The organism is Rubrivirga sp. (genome assembly GCF_965213695.1).
GTDB lineage: Bacteria > Bacteroidota > Rhodothermia > Rhodothermales > Rubricoccaceae > Rubrivirga.
Map to the genome: position 1 here is coordinate 470,490 of NZ_OZ243912.1, position 15,883 is coordinate 486,372.

Annotated in this window: 14 protein-coding genes; 7 read left to right on the forward strand and 7 right to left on the reverse strand. The window is 73.0% G+C overall.

The annotated features are described in order from the left end of the window. Positions 1 to 48 precede the first annotated feature (48 nt). A complete protein-coding gene (locus ACOOHE_RS02090) occupies positions 49 to 2,535 on the forward strand; it encodes a TonB-dependent receptor (RefSeq protein WP_420456143.1) in 2,487 nt (828 codons plus the stop codon). A 161-nt stretch (positions 2,536 to 2,696) separates the two neighbouring features. Here ACOOHE_RS02090 and ACOOHE_RS02095 read toward each other — a convergent pair whose 3' ends face one another. The 4 genes from ACOOHE_RS02095 to ACOOHE_RS02110 form a co-directional block, all read right to left on the reverse strand. After that, positions 2,697 to 3,218, reverse strand: coding sequence for a hypothetical protein (locus tag ACOOHE_RS02095; protein ID WP_420456144.1), 522 nt, complete (start codon positions 3,216 to 3,218; stop codon positions 2,697 to 2,699). A gap of 92 nt (positions 3,219 to 3,310) precedes the next feature. Beyond that, positions 3,311 to 4,306, reverse strand: a complete 996-nt coding sequence (locus ACOOHE_RS02100) for a DUF4249 family protein (RefSeq protein ID WP_420456145.1) — start codon at positions 4,304 to 4,306, stop codon at positions 3,311 to 3,313. Between the two features lie 154 nt (positions 4,307 to 4,460). Further along, entirely contained in the window at positions 4,461 to 6,878 is a 2,418-nt protein-coding gene (locus tag ACOOHE_RS02105; protein ID WP_420456146.1) for a TonB-dependent receptor, read from the reverse strand. 144 nt (positions 6,879 to 7,022) lie between these two features. Beyond that, a complete protein-coding gene (locus ACOOHE_RS02110) occupies positions 7,023 to 8,324 on the reverse strand; it encodes an amidohydrolase (RefSeq protein ID WP_420456147.1) in 1,302 nt (433 codons plus the stop codon). A gap of 361 nt (positions 8,325 to 8,685) precedes the next feature. Between ACOOHE_RS02110 and ACOOHE_RS02115 the strand changes: the two genes are divergently transcribed. The 4 genes from ACOOHE_RS02115 (at position 8,686) to ACOOHE_RS02130 (ending at position 12,012) form a co-directional block, all read left to right on the forward strand. After that, the gene (locus tag ACOOHE_RS02115) at positions 8,686 to 9,354 is read left to right on the forward strand and encodes a hypothetical protein (protein WP_420456148.1); all 669 of its coding nucleotides are present in this window, start codon (positions 8,686 to 8,688) and stop codon (positions 9,352 to 9,354) included. Positions 9,355 to 9,430: 76 nt separating this feature from the next. Beyond that, complete coding sequence (locus ACOOHE_RS02120) at positions 9,431 to 9,724, forward strand: winged helix-turn-helix domain-containing protein (protein WP_420456149.1); 294 nt, start codon at positions 9,431 to 9,433, stop codon at positions 9,722 to 9,724. Positions 9,725 to 9,796: 72 nt separating this feature from the next. Next, positions 9,797 to 10,516, forward strand: a complete 720-nt coding sequence (gene uppS, locus ACOOHE_RS02125; protein ID WP_420456150.1) for a polyprenyl diphosphate synthase — start codon at positions 9,797 to 9,799, stop codon at positions 10,514 to 10,516. Positions 10,517 to 10,521: 5 nt separating this feature from the next. After that, positions 10,522 to 12,012, forward strand: coding sequence for an inner membrane CreD family protein (locus tag ACOOHE_RS02130; protein ID WP_420456151.1), 1,491 nt, complete (start codon positions 10,522 to 10,524; stop codon positions 12,010 to 12,012). 52 nt (positions 12,013 to 12,064) lie between these two features. Here the strand turns inward: ACOOHE_RS02130 and ACOOHE_RS02135 are convergent, their stop codons facing one another. Continuing rightward, positions 12,065 to 12,913 carry a hypothetical protein gene (locus ACOOHE_RS02135; RefSeq protein WP_420456152.1) on the reverse strand — a complete coding sequence of 283 codons (849 nt, stop codon included), beginning with the start codon at positions 12,911 to 12,913 and terminating at the stop codon, positions 12,065 to 12,067. A 158-nt stretch (positions 12,914 to 13,071) separates the two neighbouring features. Here ACOOHE_RS02135 and ACOOHE_RS02140 point away from each other — a divergent pair, with 158 nt between their 5' ends. After that, positions 13,072 to 13,311, forward strand: coding sequence for a hypothetical protein (locus ACOOHE_RS02140; protein WP_420456153.1), 240 nt, complete (start codon positions 13,072 to 13,074; stop codon positions 13,309 to 13,311). Between the two features lie 113 nt (positions 13,312 to 13,424). Here ACOOHE_RS02140 and pdxH read toward each other — a convergent pair whose 3' ends face one another. Continuing rightward, positions 13,425 to 14,069, reverse strand: a complete 645-nt coding sequence (pdxH, locus tag ACOOHE_RS02145; RefSeq protein WP_420456154.1) for a pyridoxamine 5'-phosphate oxidase — start codon at positions 14,067 to 14,069, stop codon at positions 13,425 to 13,427. 55 nt (positions 14,070 to 14,124) lie between these two features. Between pdxH and ACOOHE_RS02150 the strand changes: the two genes are divergently transcribed. Next, a complete protein-coding gene (locus ACOOHE_RS02150) occupies positions 14,125 to 14,397 on the forward strand; it encodes a hypothetical protein (protein WP_420456155.1) in 273 nt (90 codons plus the stop codon). 364 nt (positions 14,398 to 14,761) lie between these two features. Here the strand turns inward: ACOOHE_RS02150 and ACOOHE_RS02155 are convergent, their stop codons facing one another. Beyond that, positions 14,762 to 15,826, reverse strand: a complete 1,065-nt coding sequence (locus tag ACOOHE_RS02155; protein WP_420456156.1) for an NAD(P)/FAD-dependent oxidoreductase — start codon at positions 15,824 to 15,826, stop codon at positions 14,762 to 14,764. Between the last annotated feature and the right edge of the window lie 57 nt (positions 15,827 to 15,883).

A 15,883-nucleotide genomic window follows, 5' to 3' on the forward strand; every position in this document is an offset into this window, starting at 1 on the left:
TGGTACCGTCCCCGCTCGTTCCCCGGCACCCCCGTGCCCCGACGGTATATGCGCAGTCTCTCCCGGCGTCTCGCGGGCGCCCTCCTCGTCCTGCTGGCGGCGCCCGCCGCCCACGCCCAGGTCTGGGGCGAGATCACCGGTCGCGTGACCGAGGCCGGCGCCGGCGGGGTCGCGGGCGCGTCGGTCCTGGTCGAGGGCACCTCGTTCGGGACCAACACCGACCGCGAGGGCCGCTACGCCCTGCCCATCCCCGAGGGGACGTACCCCATCCGCGTCTCGTTCGTCGGCTACGGGATCGTCCGTGACACGGTCGTGGTCCGGCGCGGCACGGCGACCCGGTTCGACGCCGTGCTGACCCCGGCCGTCGGCGACCTCGGCGACGTGGCCGTCGACGCCGACGCGGTGCCCCAGGACGTGGGCGTGAGCCGGATCGACCCGAAGGTCGTCCGCGACATGCCGATGCCGATGGCCGACGCGATGCGGGGCGTCAAGGTCGAGCTGGGCGTGTCGTCGTCGAACGAGACGTCGAACAGCTACTCGGTGCGGGGCGGGAACTACGACGAGAACCAGTTCTTTATCGACGGCTTCGAGATCTACCGGCCGTTGCGGATCAGCCAGGGCGAGCAGGAGGGGTTGGGGCTCATCAACGGCGACCTGACGAGCCGGATGACCCTCTTTGCCGGCGGGTTCCCGGTCCGCTACGGCGGCAAGCTGGCGTCGGTGTTGGACGCGGCGTACGCGGCGCCCGAGGGCGTCCCGAGCGGGACCGCCTACGCCTCGACCCTCGACGCTGGCGTCCAGGTCGGCGGCGCGCTCGGCGAGCGGCTGGGGCTGGCCGTCGCCGCGCGCTCGGCCCGGCCGCAGCGGTTCTTCGCCGGCCAGGAGCTCGAGGGCGCCTACGACCCCGACTTCCGCGACGTCCAGGGCGTCGTCGACTGGCGGCTCGCGCCGAGCCACACCGTCCGCGCGCTCGGGCTCTACGCCCGCCACCGGTTCCGGCTCGCGCCGCGCCAGCAGGAGACGACGTTCGGCATCTACCCGAACCTGGTCCAGACGGTCGCTCGCGACTTCGACGGGGTCGAGGAGGACGGCTACGACATCGCCTTCGGCGGGCTCCTGCTCACGAGCCGGCTCGGGGCGAACGCCTCGGCGGAGCACCGCGTCTCCGTCTTCTCGACGGACGAGTTCGAGACGTACGACATCACCAGCCGGTCGACGCTGTACCGCCGCCAGCAGCGGCCCGAGGGCTCGCAGGCCGACCTCGACCGGCTCTTGGAGGGCCAGACGGTCCAGCGCGACCGGGCCTCCAACACGATCCAGCAGGCGATCTGGACGGCCCAGGGCCGCTACCTCGCCCGGCTCGGCGCCCACGGCGTCGAGGGCGGCTGGCAGGCGCGGGCGCTCAGCTTCGACGACCGGATCGACGAGGTCACCACGTTCACCGGCCAGGCCGACGGCGGCGGCCAGCTCACGATCACGGCCGACTCGGTCCTGGCCGACACGACGTTCACGTCGTGGCAAGGCGCGGCTTGGGCCGAGGACGCCGTCACGCTCGGCCGGCTCACGGTCACGCCCGGCGTGCGCGCCGACTACTTCGCCTACAACGACGAGCTCACGCTCTCGCCCCGGCTGACGGCCCGCTTCGCGCTCTCGCGCCAGACGTCGCTCTCGGCCGCGACTGGGATCTACCACCAGGCGCCGACCTACCGCGAGCTCCGCGGCGACCCCGACCCCGGCGTCGCGGCGTTCAACACGCTCGACGGCGACATCGCCAGCCCGCGCGCGGTCCAAGCCGTCGTCGGGCTCGACCACTTTTTTACCAACCGCCGGCTCTCGCTCCGCGCCGAGGCCTACGTCAAGCGCTACACGGACCTTATCTCGTACGACGTCGAGAACGTCCGCGTGGTGTACTCGGCCGAGAACGACTCCGAGGGCTACGCCGCTGGGGCCGACGTCCAGCTCCGCGGCGAGCTGGTGCCGGGGCGCGAGAGCTGGATCACCTACGGGTTCCTGGTCACCCGGGAGCGGTTCTACACGCCCGAGGCCACCGACGAGCAGACGCTCGACCAGTTCGCCGCGCGCGGCGGCGGCGACTGGATCCCGCGCCCGACCGACCGCCGCCACAACCTGTCCATCTTCGTCCAGGACTACGTCCCCGGCGACGACACCTGGACCCTCCACATCCGCACGCTCTACGGCTCCGCCTTGCCCTACACGGCGCCGGCGCGCAGCGAGGACCGGTCCATCAACTCGATCACCGTGTTCGACGAGGGGCCGCGGAACCGGATCCGGCCCCCGGACGGCTACTTCCGGTTCGACCTCGGGGCCACCAAGCGGCTCCGGCTCGCCAGCCTCCCGACCGGCGACCCGCTCGAGCTGCTGGCGACCGTCGAGGTCCTCAACGTGTTCGACCAGACGAACGCCGTGGGCTACTCGTGGGTCGAGCAGTTCTCGAACGACCGCCGGATCTACACGGCCGTCCCGACCCGGCTCACGCCGCGCACGATCAACGTCCGCTTCCGGGTCGATTTTTAGGGAGCGGGGGACGAGGAACGGGCAGAGGGCATCCCACCAGCCGCGTAGACACCTCCTCTCCCGGCATGGATAGGAGGTCCGGCGTCCAGCGCGCGAGGCCGAGGAGCGGTCCCCTCTGCCCGTTCCCATTGCCCATTTCCCCGTTCCGCGAGCGGAGCGAGCTACAGCCGGCGGAAGGTGACCGTGACCGTGCCCCGGTTATTACGCTGGCCGCGGTAGAGGTCCGGGTCGAACGCCTCGAGGTCGACGCCCGTCCGCGTGAACGTGCCCGTGAGCTGGTTGGCGAGCTCCGCGTCGTAGGTCAGGACGAAGTCGGCCGGGAGGAAGAGGGCGTCGAGCTTGTCGACGTCGTCCTGGGTCTCGCCCTCGAAGGTGGCCCGCCCGCGCGTGGCGCCGACGGTGAGCTCGATCCGGCTGGTGCCCCGGCCGTCGAGGTAGCGGACCCGCATCTGGGCCTCGGCGTCGGCGCCGAAAATCTCGAGCCGCGTGCCGTCCGCGTCGAGCTGCTCGCCGATGTCGGCCGTGGGCAGGCTCGGCGTCTCGGGGTCGAAGGCGAGCGCCTCCAGGACGTACACCCCGTCGACGACGTCGAGGTCGCGGCCGGGGTTCGACGAGTCGCAGCCGGTGAAGGCGGCCGCGACGAGGGCGAGCGCGACGAGGGCGCAGCGGGGGCAGGTCGGCATGGAGGCGTCCAGGGGGGGAGGGCGATTCTACGAATGGACCGGCCGTTTCGTGCCTCGCCCCGTCGTTTGTGCCCGGCCGTCAGCGGAGGGCGCTACGGCTGGCGCGGTCCGAACGCGACCTCCGTCAGCGTGACGGCGCTCACCAGCCCGTAGCCCCCGACGACGTTCGACGGCAGGTTGATCGGCTCGGCGAACGGGTTGTCGTCGCCGCCCGAGAAGGCCACGATCTGGTAGATGTCGTAGACGTCGTCGGCCAGCGTGGCGATCTGGATCGTGAGCGGCCCGTCGGTGTCCTCGCGGACGTAGTTGGGGCTCGGCGTGATCGTGAACGTCTTGTCGCGGCCCTCGAACGTGTCGTCGGGGAACGTGGCCAGCGAGATCCCGCTGCCGGCGATCTCGCGCGAAGCAGCCAGAACGACGGGGTCGCTCGTGTCGAACGACGTGAGCCCGCGGCCGTCGGTGCGGAAGACGTACGTCGAGTCGGTGCAGACGCCGTTCTCGCACGTCGTGCTGCGGACCGAGAACGTGGACCGGAGGAGCGAGAGCCCGTAGCGGTCGCCCGCGCCGGACGGGTCGCCGATGCGGACGCGGAACCGTCGGCTCTCGCTAGAGGAGGTCTCTTCCTCGACGACGTCGACCGTCGGCCGGCGGGGGACGGTCGTGGTCCCCTCGACGGGCGTCCGGCCCTCGACCTCAGCGCGGACCGTGTAGGTCCCGCCGGCCTCGACCGGGACCGTCCCGACGTATGGCCCGCACGGGACGAGCAAGACCTCGCCCCCCTCGGGCACCGGCGGCTGGTCCAGGTCGACGCACGAGTCCCGCCGGGCCGTGAGCCGCTCGACGAGCTGGCCGTCGCGGAAGAGCGAGACGTCGGCCTCGATCAACTCGGGACCCGAGCCGTCGTCGATGGGTCGCCCCTCGTACGGGTTCCAGCTCTCGCCCACCCAGACCGTCGCCACCGAGTCGGCGGCGAGGATCGAGCGGAGGACCAGGCCGTCCTGGTACGCTGGCGTCTCGATGTCGAGCGTCGGGGTGAAGTCGCAGCCGGCAGCGACGGCCGCCAGCAGGGCGAAGGAAAGCAAGCGCATGGAGAGGCGTAGGCGGTGGGTCAGAATCTTCCTGGCCCCCTCCGGGGGGCTCCCGCGCCAGCGGGTGGGGGTGACCCCTCGGTGTCGGCCGGAGGTCACGCCCTCCGTCCGCTGGCGCGGCCACCTCCCTCAAGGGAGGAGGGTCGGTCTCACCTCAAAACGAGAACTGGTACGACAGCGTCGGCAGGACGGGGAACAGGGCCACGCCGACGAGCTTCTGACGCCGCTGGCGCGTCTCGAAGTCGTACTCCGAATCGAACGTGGTGAGGAACGGGTTCTTCTGGTTTGTCGCGTTGTACACGTTGAGCGACAGCGCGTGCGGGCGCGGGCCGCGCCGGAAGTACCACGTCGCGCCGAGGTCGAGGCGGACGTAGGCCGGCAGGCGGAACCCGTTGCGCGGCCCGTAGACCGCCGTCTCGTCGGTGGAGCGGCCGTCGACCCAGTCGTCGACCGAGGCGAACCCGAACCGGGTGCCCTCGTAGGCCGCGACGGGCAGCGTGACCGCGTCGCCGGTCCCGTAGACGAAGGCGGCCGAGACGTCGAACGCGCGCGAGAGCTGGTAGAGCGCGACGGCCGAGACGTCGTGGCGGCGGTCGTAGCGGAAGGGGAACCGCTCGCCGCCATTGAGCGCGTCGAACTGGCGGTCGGTCTTGGCGAGTGTGTAGCCGAGCCACGTCGTCAGGCGGTCCGTCCGGTGCTGGACGAACAGCTCGAGCCCGCGGCTCGTCCCGTCGCCGGTGACGACGAGCTCTTGCCAGTCGTCGAAGGGCGTCGTGAAGGCGGCGCCCTCGCGGTAGGCGACCAGCCCGCGCATGTCGCGCCAGTAGCCCTCCAGCGTCCACGTCGTCCGCCCGGACGGCGACGAGCCAGCCAGCCCGACGGCCACCTGCGTCCCGCGCTGGGGTCCGATGGAGTCGGCGGGGACCCACAGGTCGGCGGGCAGGCCGACGCCGGCGCCGGTCGTGAGCAGGTGGAGCGGCTGCTGGGTGATGGCCGCGCTCGCCTTCAGCGCCAGCCGGTCGCGGAGCTGGAACGCGGCCGACGCGCGCGGCTCGAGCGACGGGTAGGTGTAGCCGCCCGTCGTGTAGACGGCGCCGTGGAGCCCGAGCCCGAGCTGGAGCCGGTCCGAGACGCGCCACTCGTCCTCGGCATAGACCACGAGGTCGGCGCCGAGTGTCCGGTCGGAGCCCAAGAGCGTGTCGATGGCGATGCCCTCGCGCGCGATCTCGCCGGTCAGCGACAGCGCGCCCGGCGTAAAGCGGTGGACCGTCGCCCCGGCGCCCACGCGGACCGTGTGGGCCTGGCTCGCGGCGAGGTCCACGTCGAGCCGGGCGGCCACGTCGCGGATGCCCGACGTGTAGCGGACGCGGGCGATGGTCTCGTCCGGCCCGCCCCGGTCCTCTTGGACGTCGGCCCCGACGTCGAAGCGGTAGTCGCTCGCGGTCAGCGTGACGGCGGCGAACGCGCGCGGCGACAGCTCGCGCGTGTAGCGGAGCGAGCCGGTCAGGTTGCCCCAGTCGAGACCGCCGCCCGACACGTCCTCGACGCCGGTCGGCGTGCAGCCGGAGTCGGAGCAGGTCTCGCGCGGCTCGACCATCTCGAACCCGAACACGTCGGCGCCGCCGTACAGGCTGAGGTAGACCCGGTCGCGCTCGGACGGCCGCCAGTTGAGCTTGGCGTTGAGGTCGTAGAAGTAGGCCGTCGGGTCCACCTGCTCGTCGCTGTCGCGCTGGGCCGCGTCGATGAAGGGCTTGGCCACGACGTCGATGTAGGTCCGCCGGCCCGAGACCAGGAACGACGCCTTGCCCGGCACGACGGGGCCCTCGACCAGGAGCCGCGACGACAGGATGCCGACCTGGCCCTGGCCCCCGACCTCCTCCAGGTTGCCGTCCCGCAAGCGGACGTCCAAGACCGACCCGAGCCGTCCGCCGAACCGGGCCGGGTACGCCCCCTTCGTCAGCTCGACCCGGCTCACGGCGTCGCCGTTGAACGTGGACAGGAAGCCGAAGAGGTGGTTCGCGTTGTAGACCGGGACGCCGTCGAGCAGGATCAGCGTCTGGTCCGGGCTCCCGCCGCGGACGTAAATCCCGGCCGTCCCCTCGGCCCCGCCCCTGACGCCGGGCAAGAGCTGGACGGCCTTCAGCACGTCGGCCTCGCCCAACAGCGCCGGCAACCCCTGGACGTCTCTCCCCGAGAGCGCCGTCTGGCCCATCTGGGGGGTCGCCTCGGGCCGGGCGCCCACGCCGTCGTCGTCGGCCTCGACCACGACCTCGCCGAGCGCGCCCTCGGCCACCAAGGCCACGTCGAGCCGGACGTCGGCCCGGGCATCCACGACGGTGTCCCGGGCGACGTAGCCGACGTACGACACGCGGAGCCGGACCGAGTCGGCCGGGAGCGGCAAGCTGAAGAAGCCGTAGGCGTTGGTGGCCGTGCCCGCGCCGAGCGCCGGGGCGTAGACGCTGGCGCCGATCAGGACCTCGCCGGTCGCGGCGTCGGTGACCACGCCGCTCGCGACGCCCTGGGCGTAGGCGGGTGCCGCCAGCAGGACGGCGAGGAGAGGAAGGATGCGCACGGGGCGTCGGGGGGCCGGGGACCTTCCCCTAGCCGCGCGCCGAACCTAGAGCGTCACGCGCCGGGCCGCCGTGCAGTTCGGATGACCCACGCGCGCATCTCTCGTGGAGGACCGCCCGAACCCGTGCGGCGAGGGCCGACGGCCTCAGCCCTCGCCCTCTAAAAAGTCGACCGCCAACTGGGTGAGCGCGCGGACGCCGAGCGGCAAGGCGTCCTCGTCGATCCGGAAGAGCGGCGAGTGGTTCGCGGGGAACGCCTGGTCGCTGGCGCCGGGCGTCCGGATGCCGAGCCAGAGGAACAGGCCGGGCACCTCGTTGGCGAAGTACGAGAAGTCCTCGGCGCCCAGGACCGGCGTGGCGTCGAGGTCGAGCCCGTCGCCGGCCACGGCCCGGAGCGTCGGCGCCATCCGGTCGAGCAAGGTGGGGTCGTTCGACGTCACGGGGTAGCCGTACTCGCCCGCGATGGCGACCTCGGCCGTGGCCCCCTGGCTCTCGGCGATCGACGTGACGGTCCGCCGGATGCGGGCGTGGAGCTCGGCGCGGACGTCGGCGTCGAGCGAGCGGATCGTGCCGACCATCAGGACCGAGTCCGGGACGATGTTGGACCGGACGCCGCCGTCGATCCGCCCGATGGTGACGACGGCCGGCGACTGGGTAAGGTCGACCTGGCGGCTCACGATCGTCTGGAGCCCGGTGACGATCAGGGCGGACGTAGAGATCGGGTCGACGCCGCCCCACGGCATCGCCCCGTGCGTCTGCTTCCCGTGGACCACGATGCGGAGGTCGTCGGCCGAGGCCATCATCCCGCCCGGCCGCGTCACCAGCTCGCCGACCTCGTACTGGCTCGTGACGTGGAGCCCGAACACGCCGTCGACGCCGGCGAGCGCGTCCTCGGCCACCATCTGCTCGGCGCCGGCCGGGGCCTCGCCCGCCGGCGCGCCCTCCTCGGCGGGCTGGAACAGGAACACGACCGTGCCCGGTAGGTCGTCGCGCATCGCGGCCAGGACCTCGGCCACGCCCATCAGGATGCCCACGTGGGCGTCGTGGCCGCAGGCGTGCATCACGCCCACGTCGAGCCCGTTGTAGACGGCCCGGGCGGTCGAGGCGAACGGGAGGTCGACCTGCTCCGTCACCGGGAGCGCGTCCATGTCGGCCCGGAGGGCGACGGTCGGGCCGGGCCGGCCGCCGCGGAGCGTGCCCACGACGCCCGTCCGCGCGACGCCCGTGCGGACGTCGATGCCGAGCCCACGGAGGTGGCGCGCGACGAAGGCCGCCGTCTCGGTCTCGCGGTTCGACAGCTCGGGGTTCTGGTGGACGTGCCGCCGGTACTCGACCACGCGCGGCGCGACCTCGGCCACGGCTCGCTCGATGCGGGCGTCGAGGGCCACCGGCTGGGCGAGGACGGGAAGGGCGACGGCAAAAGCGGCGAACAGGACGAGGCGACGCATGGGACGAGAGGGGAGGGGCCGCGAAGGTACACGGCGACCCGGCCGGACTCCCACACCAAGGGCTACCGCACACTCGACCTCCTCCAAACGCGGAGCCCCATCTCTGTCCCCGCAAGCGGGATGCGACACATCCAGGACGCGGTGGAGGACCTCAACGCCGAGCTTCCGGGCCCGCAGGACCGGCGCCCATGGCCTTCAGGATGACAGGGTGCGGGAGTACACGACGGCCCCACTTCCACTCCATCGGGGGCCCGAGCGGAAGCGGACCGTTGGGCTCTGAGAACGCGCCCCGAGAAAAGCGACGAAGCACTTGACATCGCAAAGTGAACAGTCTACTTTGGATCGCAAAGACCCCGTGTCCATGCCCTCCGACCGCCCCGCCCTCCGCCGCCACGAGCCGGCCGTCGCCCACGACGCGGCGGCGGCGTCCAGCCTGCGCTTTATCCGCGAGACGATGGCACGGACGGGCACCTTCACGGCCGTCCCCGGCTGGGGCGGCGTCGCGATGGGCGCCACGGCCGTCGTCGCCGCGGCCGTCGCGAGCCGCCAGCCGACCGTGAGCGAGTGGCTCACGGTGTGGACAGCCGAGGCACTCGTCGGCCTGGTGATCGGGGCGTGGGCGACGGCGGCGAAGGCGCGGAAGGGCGGGGCGCCGCTACTGAGCGGGCAGGGCCGGAAGTTCCTGCTCGGGCTGCTGCCGGCGCTCTTGGTCGGCGTCGCGCTGACGCTGGCCGTCTACGCCTACGAGGTGGGCGCGACGGGCGAGTATTTCGCGCGCGGCGGCGCGGCGGACGCGGTCGCCAGCTACCGGCTGCTGCCCGGCCTGTGGCTCCTGCTCTACGGTGCCGGCGTGGCCTCGGCCGGGATGTTCTCGGTCCGCCTGGTCCCGCTCATGGGAACGCTGTTCATGCTGACCGGCGCGCTCGCACTGCTGGCGCCGGCGGCCTGGGGCAACGTGTTCATGGGCGCCGGCTTCGGCGGGCTCCACCTCGTGTTCGGCGCCCTGATCGCCCGCCGCCACGGCGGCTGACGCCGCCTCCAGACTCCCCCCTCCGATGGCCCTCCGATCCTCCTCCAAGCGACGCACGTCGCGGCCGGCGCCGAGCGTGCCCGACCTCGACCCGGTCGTCCACCAGCGCGTGCGGCTGGGCATCCTGAGCGCGCTCGCGGCTGGCGGCACGACGTCGTTCACCGACCTCAAGACGGTCCTCGACCTGACCGACGGCAACCTCTCCGTCCACGCCCGCAAGCTGGAGGACGCCGGCTACCTCGCCGTCACCAAGTCGTTCGCCGACCGGACGCCGCTCACGGAGTACTCGCTGACCGACGCCGGCCGGGCCGCGCTCGTGGCCTACCTCGACGCGATGGAGGCGGTCATCGAAGCCGCTCGCCCGTCGTAAGCCCACCGGCGGCGGTCGCCGCCGCCTGACCCTGGTCCGATCTCGGGCCGCCACACGTCTCAATACTTTGTCATGCAAAGAACTCTCTGCCCTCCGGTCGGTCTCCACGTCGCCTGCGTCATGGACGGCAACGGCCGCTGGGCCACACGGCGCGGGCTGCCCCGGGCCGCCGGCCACCGCGCGGGCGCCGAGGCGCTCCGCCGCGTCGTCGAGGCCGCGCCCGAGCACGGCGTCGGCACGCTGACCGTGTACGCCTTCTCGGCCGACAACTGGTCGCGGCCGGCCTCCGAGGTGGCGGCGCTGATGGGCCTGCTCGGCGGCTACCTCCGGTCCGAGACGGCGCGGCTGAAGCGGGCAGGCGTCCGCTTGCAGCTCATCGGGCGGCGGGACCGGCTGCCGAGCACGCTGCGGAATGCCGCGGCCCGGGCTGAGTGGGAGACGCGCGGCGGCCACCGTCTGTGGCTCCGCGTCGCCGTCGACTACTCGGCGCGGTGGGCCATCCGCCAGGCCGCCGCCCGGCTGGCGGGATCCGGCGAGGCGCCGATGGCCGACGCCTTCGAGTCTGCCCTCGCGGCGGCGCTCCACCCCGACGGGTCGCCGGCCGGGCCGGTCGACCTGCTGGTCCGCACGGGCGGCGAGCAGCGGCTGAGCGACTTCCTCCTGTGGGAGAGCGCCTACGCCGAGCTCCGCTTCCTCGACACCCCGTGGCCCGACGTCACCGGCGACACGCTCGCCGACGCCGTGGCCGACTTCCGCACGCGCCAGCGCCGCTTCGGCGGGCTGGCCGCCTGACCGCCATGGTCGCCCTCGCGCTCGTCGCCGTGGTCCTCGCGCTCGCGGCAGGCGTGGTCACGGCCGTCGCCTTCCTCATCCGGCTCGTCCGCTGGAGCCGTCGCCGGCTCGCTTCCTCCCCCCTTCCTTCCCCCGGACCCATGATCAAACGCCTGTTCGCCGTCGCCTTCATCTTCGCCTGCTGCTCCATCGCCTGGATGATCCTGGGCGGCACCGTCGTCCACCGCACCGAGACCTCCGGCGCCTCCACCTGGAGCGACGTCGGCGAGCTGTGGGGCGGGCCCCAGGTCCAGCGCGCCCCGACCGTCGCCCGCCTCGGCGAGCGGACGCGGACCGTCACGCGCCAGGAGCCGACCGGCAACCCCAACGGGTCCACGCGCCCCGTGGCCGAGACCGTCACCGAGACCACGCGGACGCCGGTCCCGCTCGCGGCCACCGACGTGGCCGCCGACCTCCGCTTGGATCACCGCAAAAAGGGGCTGATGTGGTACGCCACCTACGCCGCCGACGTCGACGGCCGCTACCGCGTCGAGAACGACGGGGAGGCCGGCCGCTTCGAGTTCGCGTTCCCGCTCCCGACGGGCTCGTCGGTGTTTTCGGACCTCGCGCTCGAGGTCGACGGCCGATCGGTCGAGGTGGATGCCGAGGGCGGCGAGATCCGCCACGTCCTCGACCTGAAGGCGGGCGAGGCCGCCGAGGTCCGCGTCCGCTACGGCTCCCAAGGGGTCGAGACGTGGCGCTACGCCTTCGCCAGCGACACCCGCACGCCCGAGATCGTCATCGACGAGTACGGCGAGTCCCGGCCGCTCGCGTCGGCGGGCGGCGTCCGCACGGCCCGGGACGTCCGCATCGCCGTGACGACCGACTTTTCCGAGGTCGACTTCCCCGGCGGCACGCTGTCGCCGACGGGCAAGGAGCGGACGGACGCCGGCTGGCGGCTGCTCTGGGACCACGGCACACTCGTGGCCTCGGCCGACGTGGGCGTCGAGATGCCGCAGCGGCTGAACCCGGGCCCGTGGGTGAGCCGCGTCACGTTCTTCGCGCCCGTCTCGCTGTTCCTGTTCTTCTTCGCCGTGTTCGTGCTGTCCGTGTTGCGCGGCGTCCGCCTCCACCCGATGCACTACTTTTTCCTGGGCGCGGCGTGCTTCGCGTTCCACCTCCTGCTGGCCTACCTCGTCGACGTCGTCTCGGTCGGCGCGGCGATGACGATCGCGTCGGTCGTGAGCGTCGGGTTGGTGGTGTCGTACGTGCGGCTGGTGGCCGGGCTCCGGTTCGCGCTCGTCGAGGTCGGCGGGGCGCAGCTGGTGTACTTGGTCGCGTTCGCCGGGACGTTCTTCCTGGACGGCGTGACCGGGCTGGCGGTCACGCTGCTGTCCGTGGCCACGCTGTTCGTGGTGATGCAGGCGACGGGCCGCCTCGACTGGGAGGCCGTCCTGGCGCGGCCCGACGGCGACCTCGACGCCGCCCGCCGCGAGCGCCCGGCCGTCGCGGCATGACCGTCCGCCCCCGCCCGTCTCGGTGCTGAGGCGGGCGGGTCCGCCGGAACTCTCATCGGGGTTGGAGGATCCGTCTCACCATGACGCCGGTCACCAGCGAACTCAGTTCGCGGCGGAGCAAGATGGCGACCACCTCGTCTTCCCCGCTGGGCACGTCGACGACGAGGTCCGGCGGTCCCGTGAACCGCTCGATCACCCGAGACGACAAGAGCGGATACCGCCGGTTAATGACGTCCGCGACGATCTCCGGCGCGACGCCAGGGCGGGGGGTGACGTAGACCATCCCGGGCCGGTAGTGAACCTCCGGGACGAGGTCGTGCCGAGCGGGCCCGATGCTGAGGAGCCGGGCGACTTCGCCGCCTCGGACGGACGAGACCTGTGCCCGGTCGACCTCGGCGATCCCTGCGACACGGAGGCCGACCTCGTGGAGATCTCCAGGCAGGTTGGCCATCTCGTACGCCCCCGACTCAGTCTCGACGTGCCACGTGCCGCCGAGCCAAGACACGACGCCCTCGAACGCGAACGTCCCCCCGTACACCGCCGGGAGGACGTCACCAGGACACGGCGCGGGTTCAACGCCGACGAACCGGACCGCGTCGTCCAACTCCCCGACCGCTTCGGCCACGCGTGGGGCGCCGCCCGACGCATCGAGCACCACCGTCCACGCGGTCCCAGAGAACGCCCGGCCACGGATCGAGGCGGAGGAAGCCGCTAGGACCGGCGCCAGCGCCTCGGGCGACACCCCGCTCCGGAGCTCGACGCGGACGACGGCCGGCCCGCACGGGGACGCGGGCTCGGCGGACTCGACGAGCGGGGCCGGGCGGACGGGGGCCCACTCGCTCTGAGGGGCACAGCCGGCGGCTAGGCCCACGAGAAGGAGCGCGACGATGAACCGAACCATGAGGATGCTGAGGGAGCACGGAACGAGCCGTCACCGGTCGCCCCGGGGTAACGGCCGGTCTCTCTCGAACGGCGCCCATCGGGGGATCTCCCAACGGCGGGGCGCCTGGAGCCGGGCGCCCCGCCGGTCGTTGGCGGCGTCCCCTCCCGACCCGCCCGATGGACTGGCTCGACCTGTTGCAGTGGCCCGCGTTCGCCGTCACCGTCGTCGCCGGCTGGCTCGTCGCCTCCGACGACGCGCGGCGGCGGCTGTGGGGCTTCGGCCTGTTCCTGGTCTCGAACGGGCTGTGGATCGCGTGGGGCTGGCACGACGCGGCCTGGGCGCTCGTCGCGTTGCAGGGATTTTTGATCGTCACCAACATCCGCGGCGTGGCGGACAACAAGGGATCGGGGGACTGAGGATCGGGCGATGGGCGATTGGGGAGGCCGGCCCTGGGCTTTTGCCTTCAGGCGCACCACCACCCATCGCCCTCCGATCCCCCGCTCAGCATCGCCCGACCCCCCGATGCCCATCAGGGCGCCAGCCGCTCCGTCGCCCACCCGTCGCCGTCGCGCCGGTAGACGTGGCGGTCGTGGAGGCGGCTCGGGCGGCCCTGCCAGAACTCGACGGCCTCCGGCACCACGCGGAAGCCGCCCCAGAAGCCGGGGCGCGGGACCTCCTCGCCCGGGTTCTCGCCCTCGATCTCGCGCAGGAGCACCTCGAGCGTCCGCCGGTCGGGGACGGGCCGGCTCTGGGGGCTCGCCCACGCGCCCAGCCGCGACCCGCGCGGACGGCTGGCGAAGTAGGCGTCGGCCGTCGCGTCTGGGACGCGCTCGACCCAGCCCTCGACGCGGACCTGCCGCTCGAGCTCGGGCCACCACCAGACGAGCGCCGCCCGTGGGTTGGCCGTCAGCTCCTGTCCCTTCCGGCTCTCGACGTTGGTGTAGAAGCAGAACCCGTGGTCGACCCCCTTCAGCAACACCACGCGCGCCGAGGGGGCGCCGTCGGCGCTCGCCGTCGCCAGCGTCATCGCGTTGGGCTCGCGCGTGCCGGCGGCCTGGGCGTCGGCGAACCAGGCCGCGAACAGGTCGAACGGGTCGGAGGGGAGGTCGGCGGCGTCGAGCGCGCCGCGCTCGTACGACTCGCGGAGGTCGGCGACGGACGGCGGGTCGGGCATCGGGAACGAGCGAGAAGCGGGGCCGTCTAGGACGACGATCCCACGCCCCGGTTCGATGCCCGCCCTCGCCCCCACGTCCTCCGCCCTCGCTCCCGCCGACGCCGTCGAGGGCCACCTCCGGACGTGGCGCCGGTTCGCCCCGCTCGGCCTGGCCTCGGTCGGGTTCGGGCTGTCGCTCGTCGGCCAGGCCACGTTGCGGAAGGGGCGCGGCGAGCCGTTCGTGCTCTACGGGACGGCCGCGCTGTGCGTCGTCAACGCCGGGCTGTGCCTGTTTGGGGAGGCCGTCAAGCACCGCGCGCTGGCGGACTGGGCGGAGGCGGACCGCTAGTGCCGTGACACGCTGCTCGTGAGCGAACTCCCTGGCCGTCCGCCCCTCGCTCCGCTCAGCGGCCGGACAACCTGTCCCCCTTAAGGGCCGGGCCGCTACGTTCTTTGTCAACTCTACAAACAAGACGAGGTCATTCCCGCGCACGCGGGACCGCGAAGCGTCGGCGCAGCCAATCCATGCGAGGCCGAGTCAGCGAGCGAGCCCGTATGGGTCCCCGCCTGCGCGGGGATGACTCCTGTTTTTGGGTGCTTGATTTGCAGGTGTGATCACAACTTAGCAGCCCTGCCTCGAAGGGGGACCGCTCTTGCAGCATGGAGCGGAGCGATGGCAGCGGGGGGCGGCCTACGAGCAACCTGGCACCGCCCTAACGCATGGCACAGATCCGCTCGGCGGCGGCGCGGCCCTCGGCCATCGCGAGGTGGACGCGCCCTTTGCCCGCCGTGAAGTCGCCGGCGAAGAACAGGCCGAAGTCGGCGGCCTCGGCCAAAGCGTCGGCGTCGGCCGCGTCGTTGGGGAGCGAGTAGCGCCAGCGCTGGGTGTCGGTCCAGAGCGCGTCCGGCAGCGTCCCCCAGACGTCGGCGACGGCCTCGGTGGCCGCGGCGACCAGCGTCTCGCGGTCGTCGTCGTAGTGGGCGTCGGTCCAGGGCGCGGCGAGCTGGGCGAGCAGGATCGAGGCGCCGTCGGGCGCGCGGCCGGGCTTGTCGCTCTCGACGGCCAGCCACGCCACGTCGTGCCCGCCCTCGGCGTTGGCTGCGCCGACCTGTCGGTTGACGAGCGCGTACACGTCGGCCGGGCGACGGACGGGATGGTCGAAGCCCCAGACGACGGTGAACTGCGAGCGGTAGGTGACGTGGCCGAGCGCGTCCGCGAGCGCGTCGCCCACGCCGCTCGCGCGGACGATCTCGGCCGTCTGCGGGGCCGGCGGCGTGAGCAGGACCGCGTCGAAGCGGTCGTGGCGAGCGCCGTCGTCGGTCACGACGGACCAGCTTTGCCCTCGGCGGTCGAGCCGAGCAACGCGCGTCTGCCCCAAGAGGTCGAGCCTGGGTGTGGCGTCGATCAGGCGGCGGCCCAGCGACGCGATGCCGTCCGCCATCGTCCAGCGCGCGCCGCCGTCGCGGGCTTGGTCCGGGTGGAGCGCGCCGGCGTCGTCGAAGGGCCACACGGCGCCGTCGATCTCGACGAGGTCGTCGCCCAGGAGGTCCCGGATTACGTCGGCGATGGGCGAGTCCGGGTCGGGGCCGAGGTACTGGGCGCCGTGGTCGAACCGCCACCGCACCGGGCCGTCGGGGCCGGGCACGTCGCGCCAGCGCGTCGCGGCGCGGCCCGAGACGCCCCGGCTCTTCTCGAACACGGTGGCCCGGGCGTCGTCGCCCAGGGCGTGGGCGGCGGCCAGGCCGGCGGGGCCGGCCCCGACGATGGCGAGGCGCATGGGGACAAGGGCGGGGCAGGGGTCCACCGGCCCCCGGCGCCCCGGTTCCGCTTGGAG

What these genes read in the sequence shown, in the direction of transcription:
- ACOOHE_RS02095 (WP_420456144.1), bottom strand. Translation starts at nt 3,218, where the DNA reads ATGCCGACCTGCCCCCGCTGCGCCCTCGTCGCGCTCGCCCTCGTCGCG.
- ACOOHE_RS02115 (WP_420456148.1), top strand. Translation starts at nt 8,686, where the DNA reads ATGCCCTCCGACCGCCCCGCCCTCCGCCGCCACGAGCCGGCCGTCGCC.
- ACOOHE_RS02135 (WP_420456152.1), bottom strand. Translation starts at nt 12,913, where the DNA reads ATGGTTCGGTTCATCGTCGCGCTCCTTCTCGTGGGCCTAGCCGCCGGC.
- ACOOHE_RS02140 (WP_420456153.1), top strand. Translation starts at nt 13,072, where the DNA reads ATGGACTGGCTCGACCTGTTGCAGTGGCCCGCGTTCGCCGTCACCGTC.
- uppS (WP_420456150.1), top strand. Translation starts at nt 9,797, where the DNA reads ATGCAAAGAACTCTCTGCCCTCCGGTCGGTCTCCACGTCGCCTGCGTC.
- ACOOHE_RS02150 (WP_420456155.1), top strand. Translation starts at nt 14,125, where the DNA reads ATGCCCGCCCTCGCCCCCACGTCCTCCGCCCTCGCTCCCGCCGACGCC.
- ACOOHE_RS02100 (WP_420456145.1), bottom strand. Translation starts at nt 4,306, where the DNA reads ATGCGCTTGCTTTCCTTCGCCCTGCTGGCGGCCGTCGCTGCCGGCTGC.
- ACOOHE_RS02130 (WP_420456151.1), top strand. Translation starts at nt 10,522, where the DNA reads ATGGTCGCCCTCGCGCTCGTCGCCGTGGTCCTCGCGCTCGCGGCAGGC.
- pdxH (WP_420456154.1), bottom strand. Translation starts at nt 14,069, where the DNA reads ATGCCCGACCCGCCGTCCGTCGCCGACCTCCGCGAGTCGTACGAGCGC.
- ACOOHE_RS02090 (WP_420456143.1), top strand. Translation starts at nt 49, where the DNA reads ATGCGCAGTCTCTCCCGGCGTCTCGCGGGCGCCCTCCTCGTCCTGCTG.
- ACOOHE_RS02155 (WP_420456156.1), bottom strand. Translation starts at nt 15,826, where the DNA reads ATGCGCCTCGCCATCGTCGGGGCCGGCCCCGCCGGCCTGGCCGCCGCC.
- ACOOHE_RS02110 (WP_420456147.1), bottom strand. Translation starts at nt 8,324, where the DNA reads ATGCGTCGCCTCGTCCTGTTCGCCGCTTTTGCCGTCGCCCTTCCCGTC.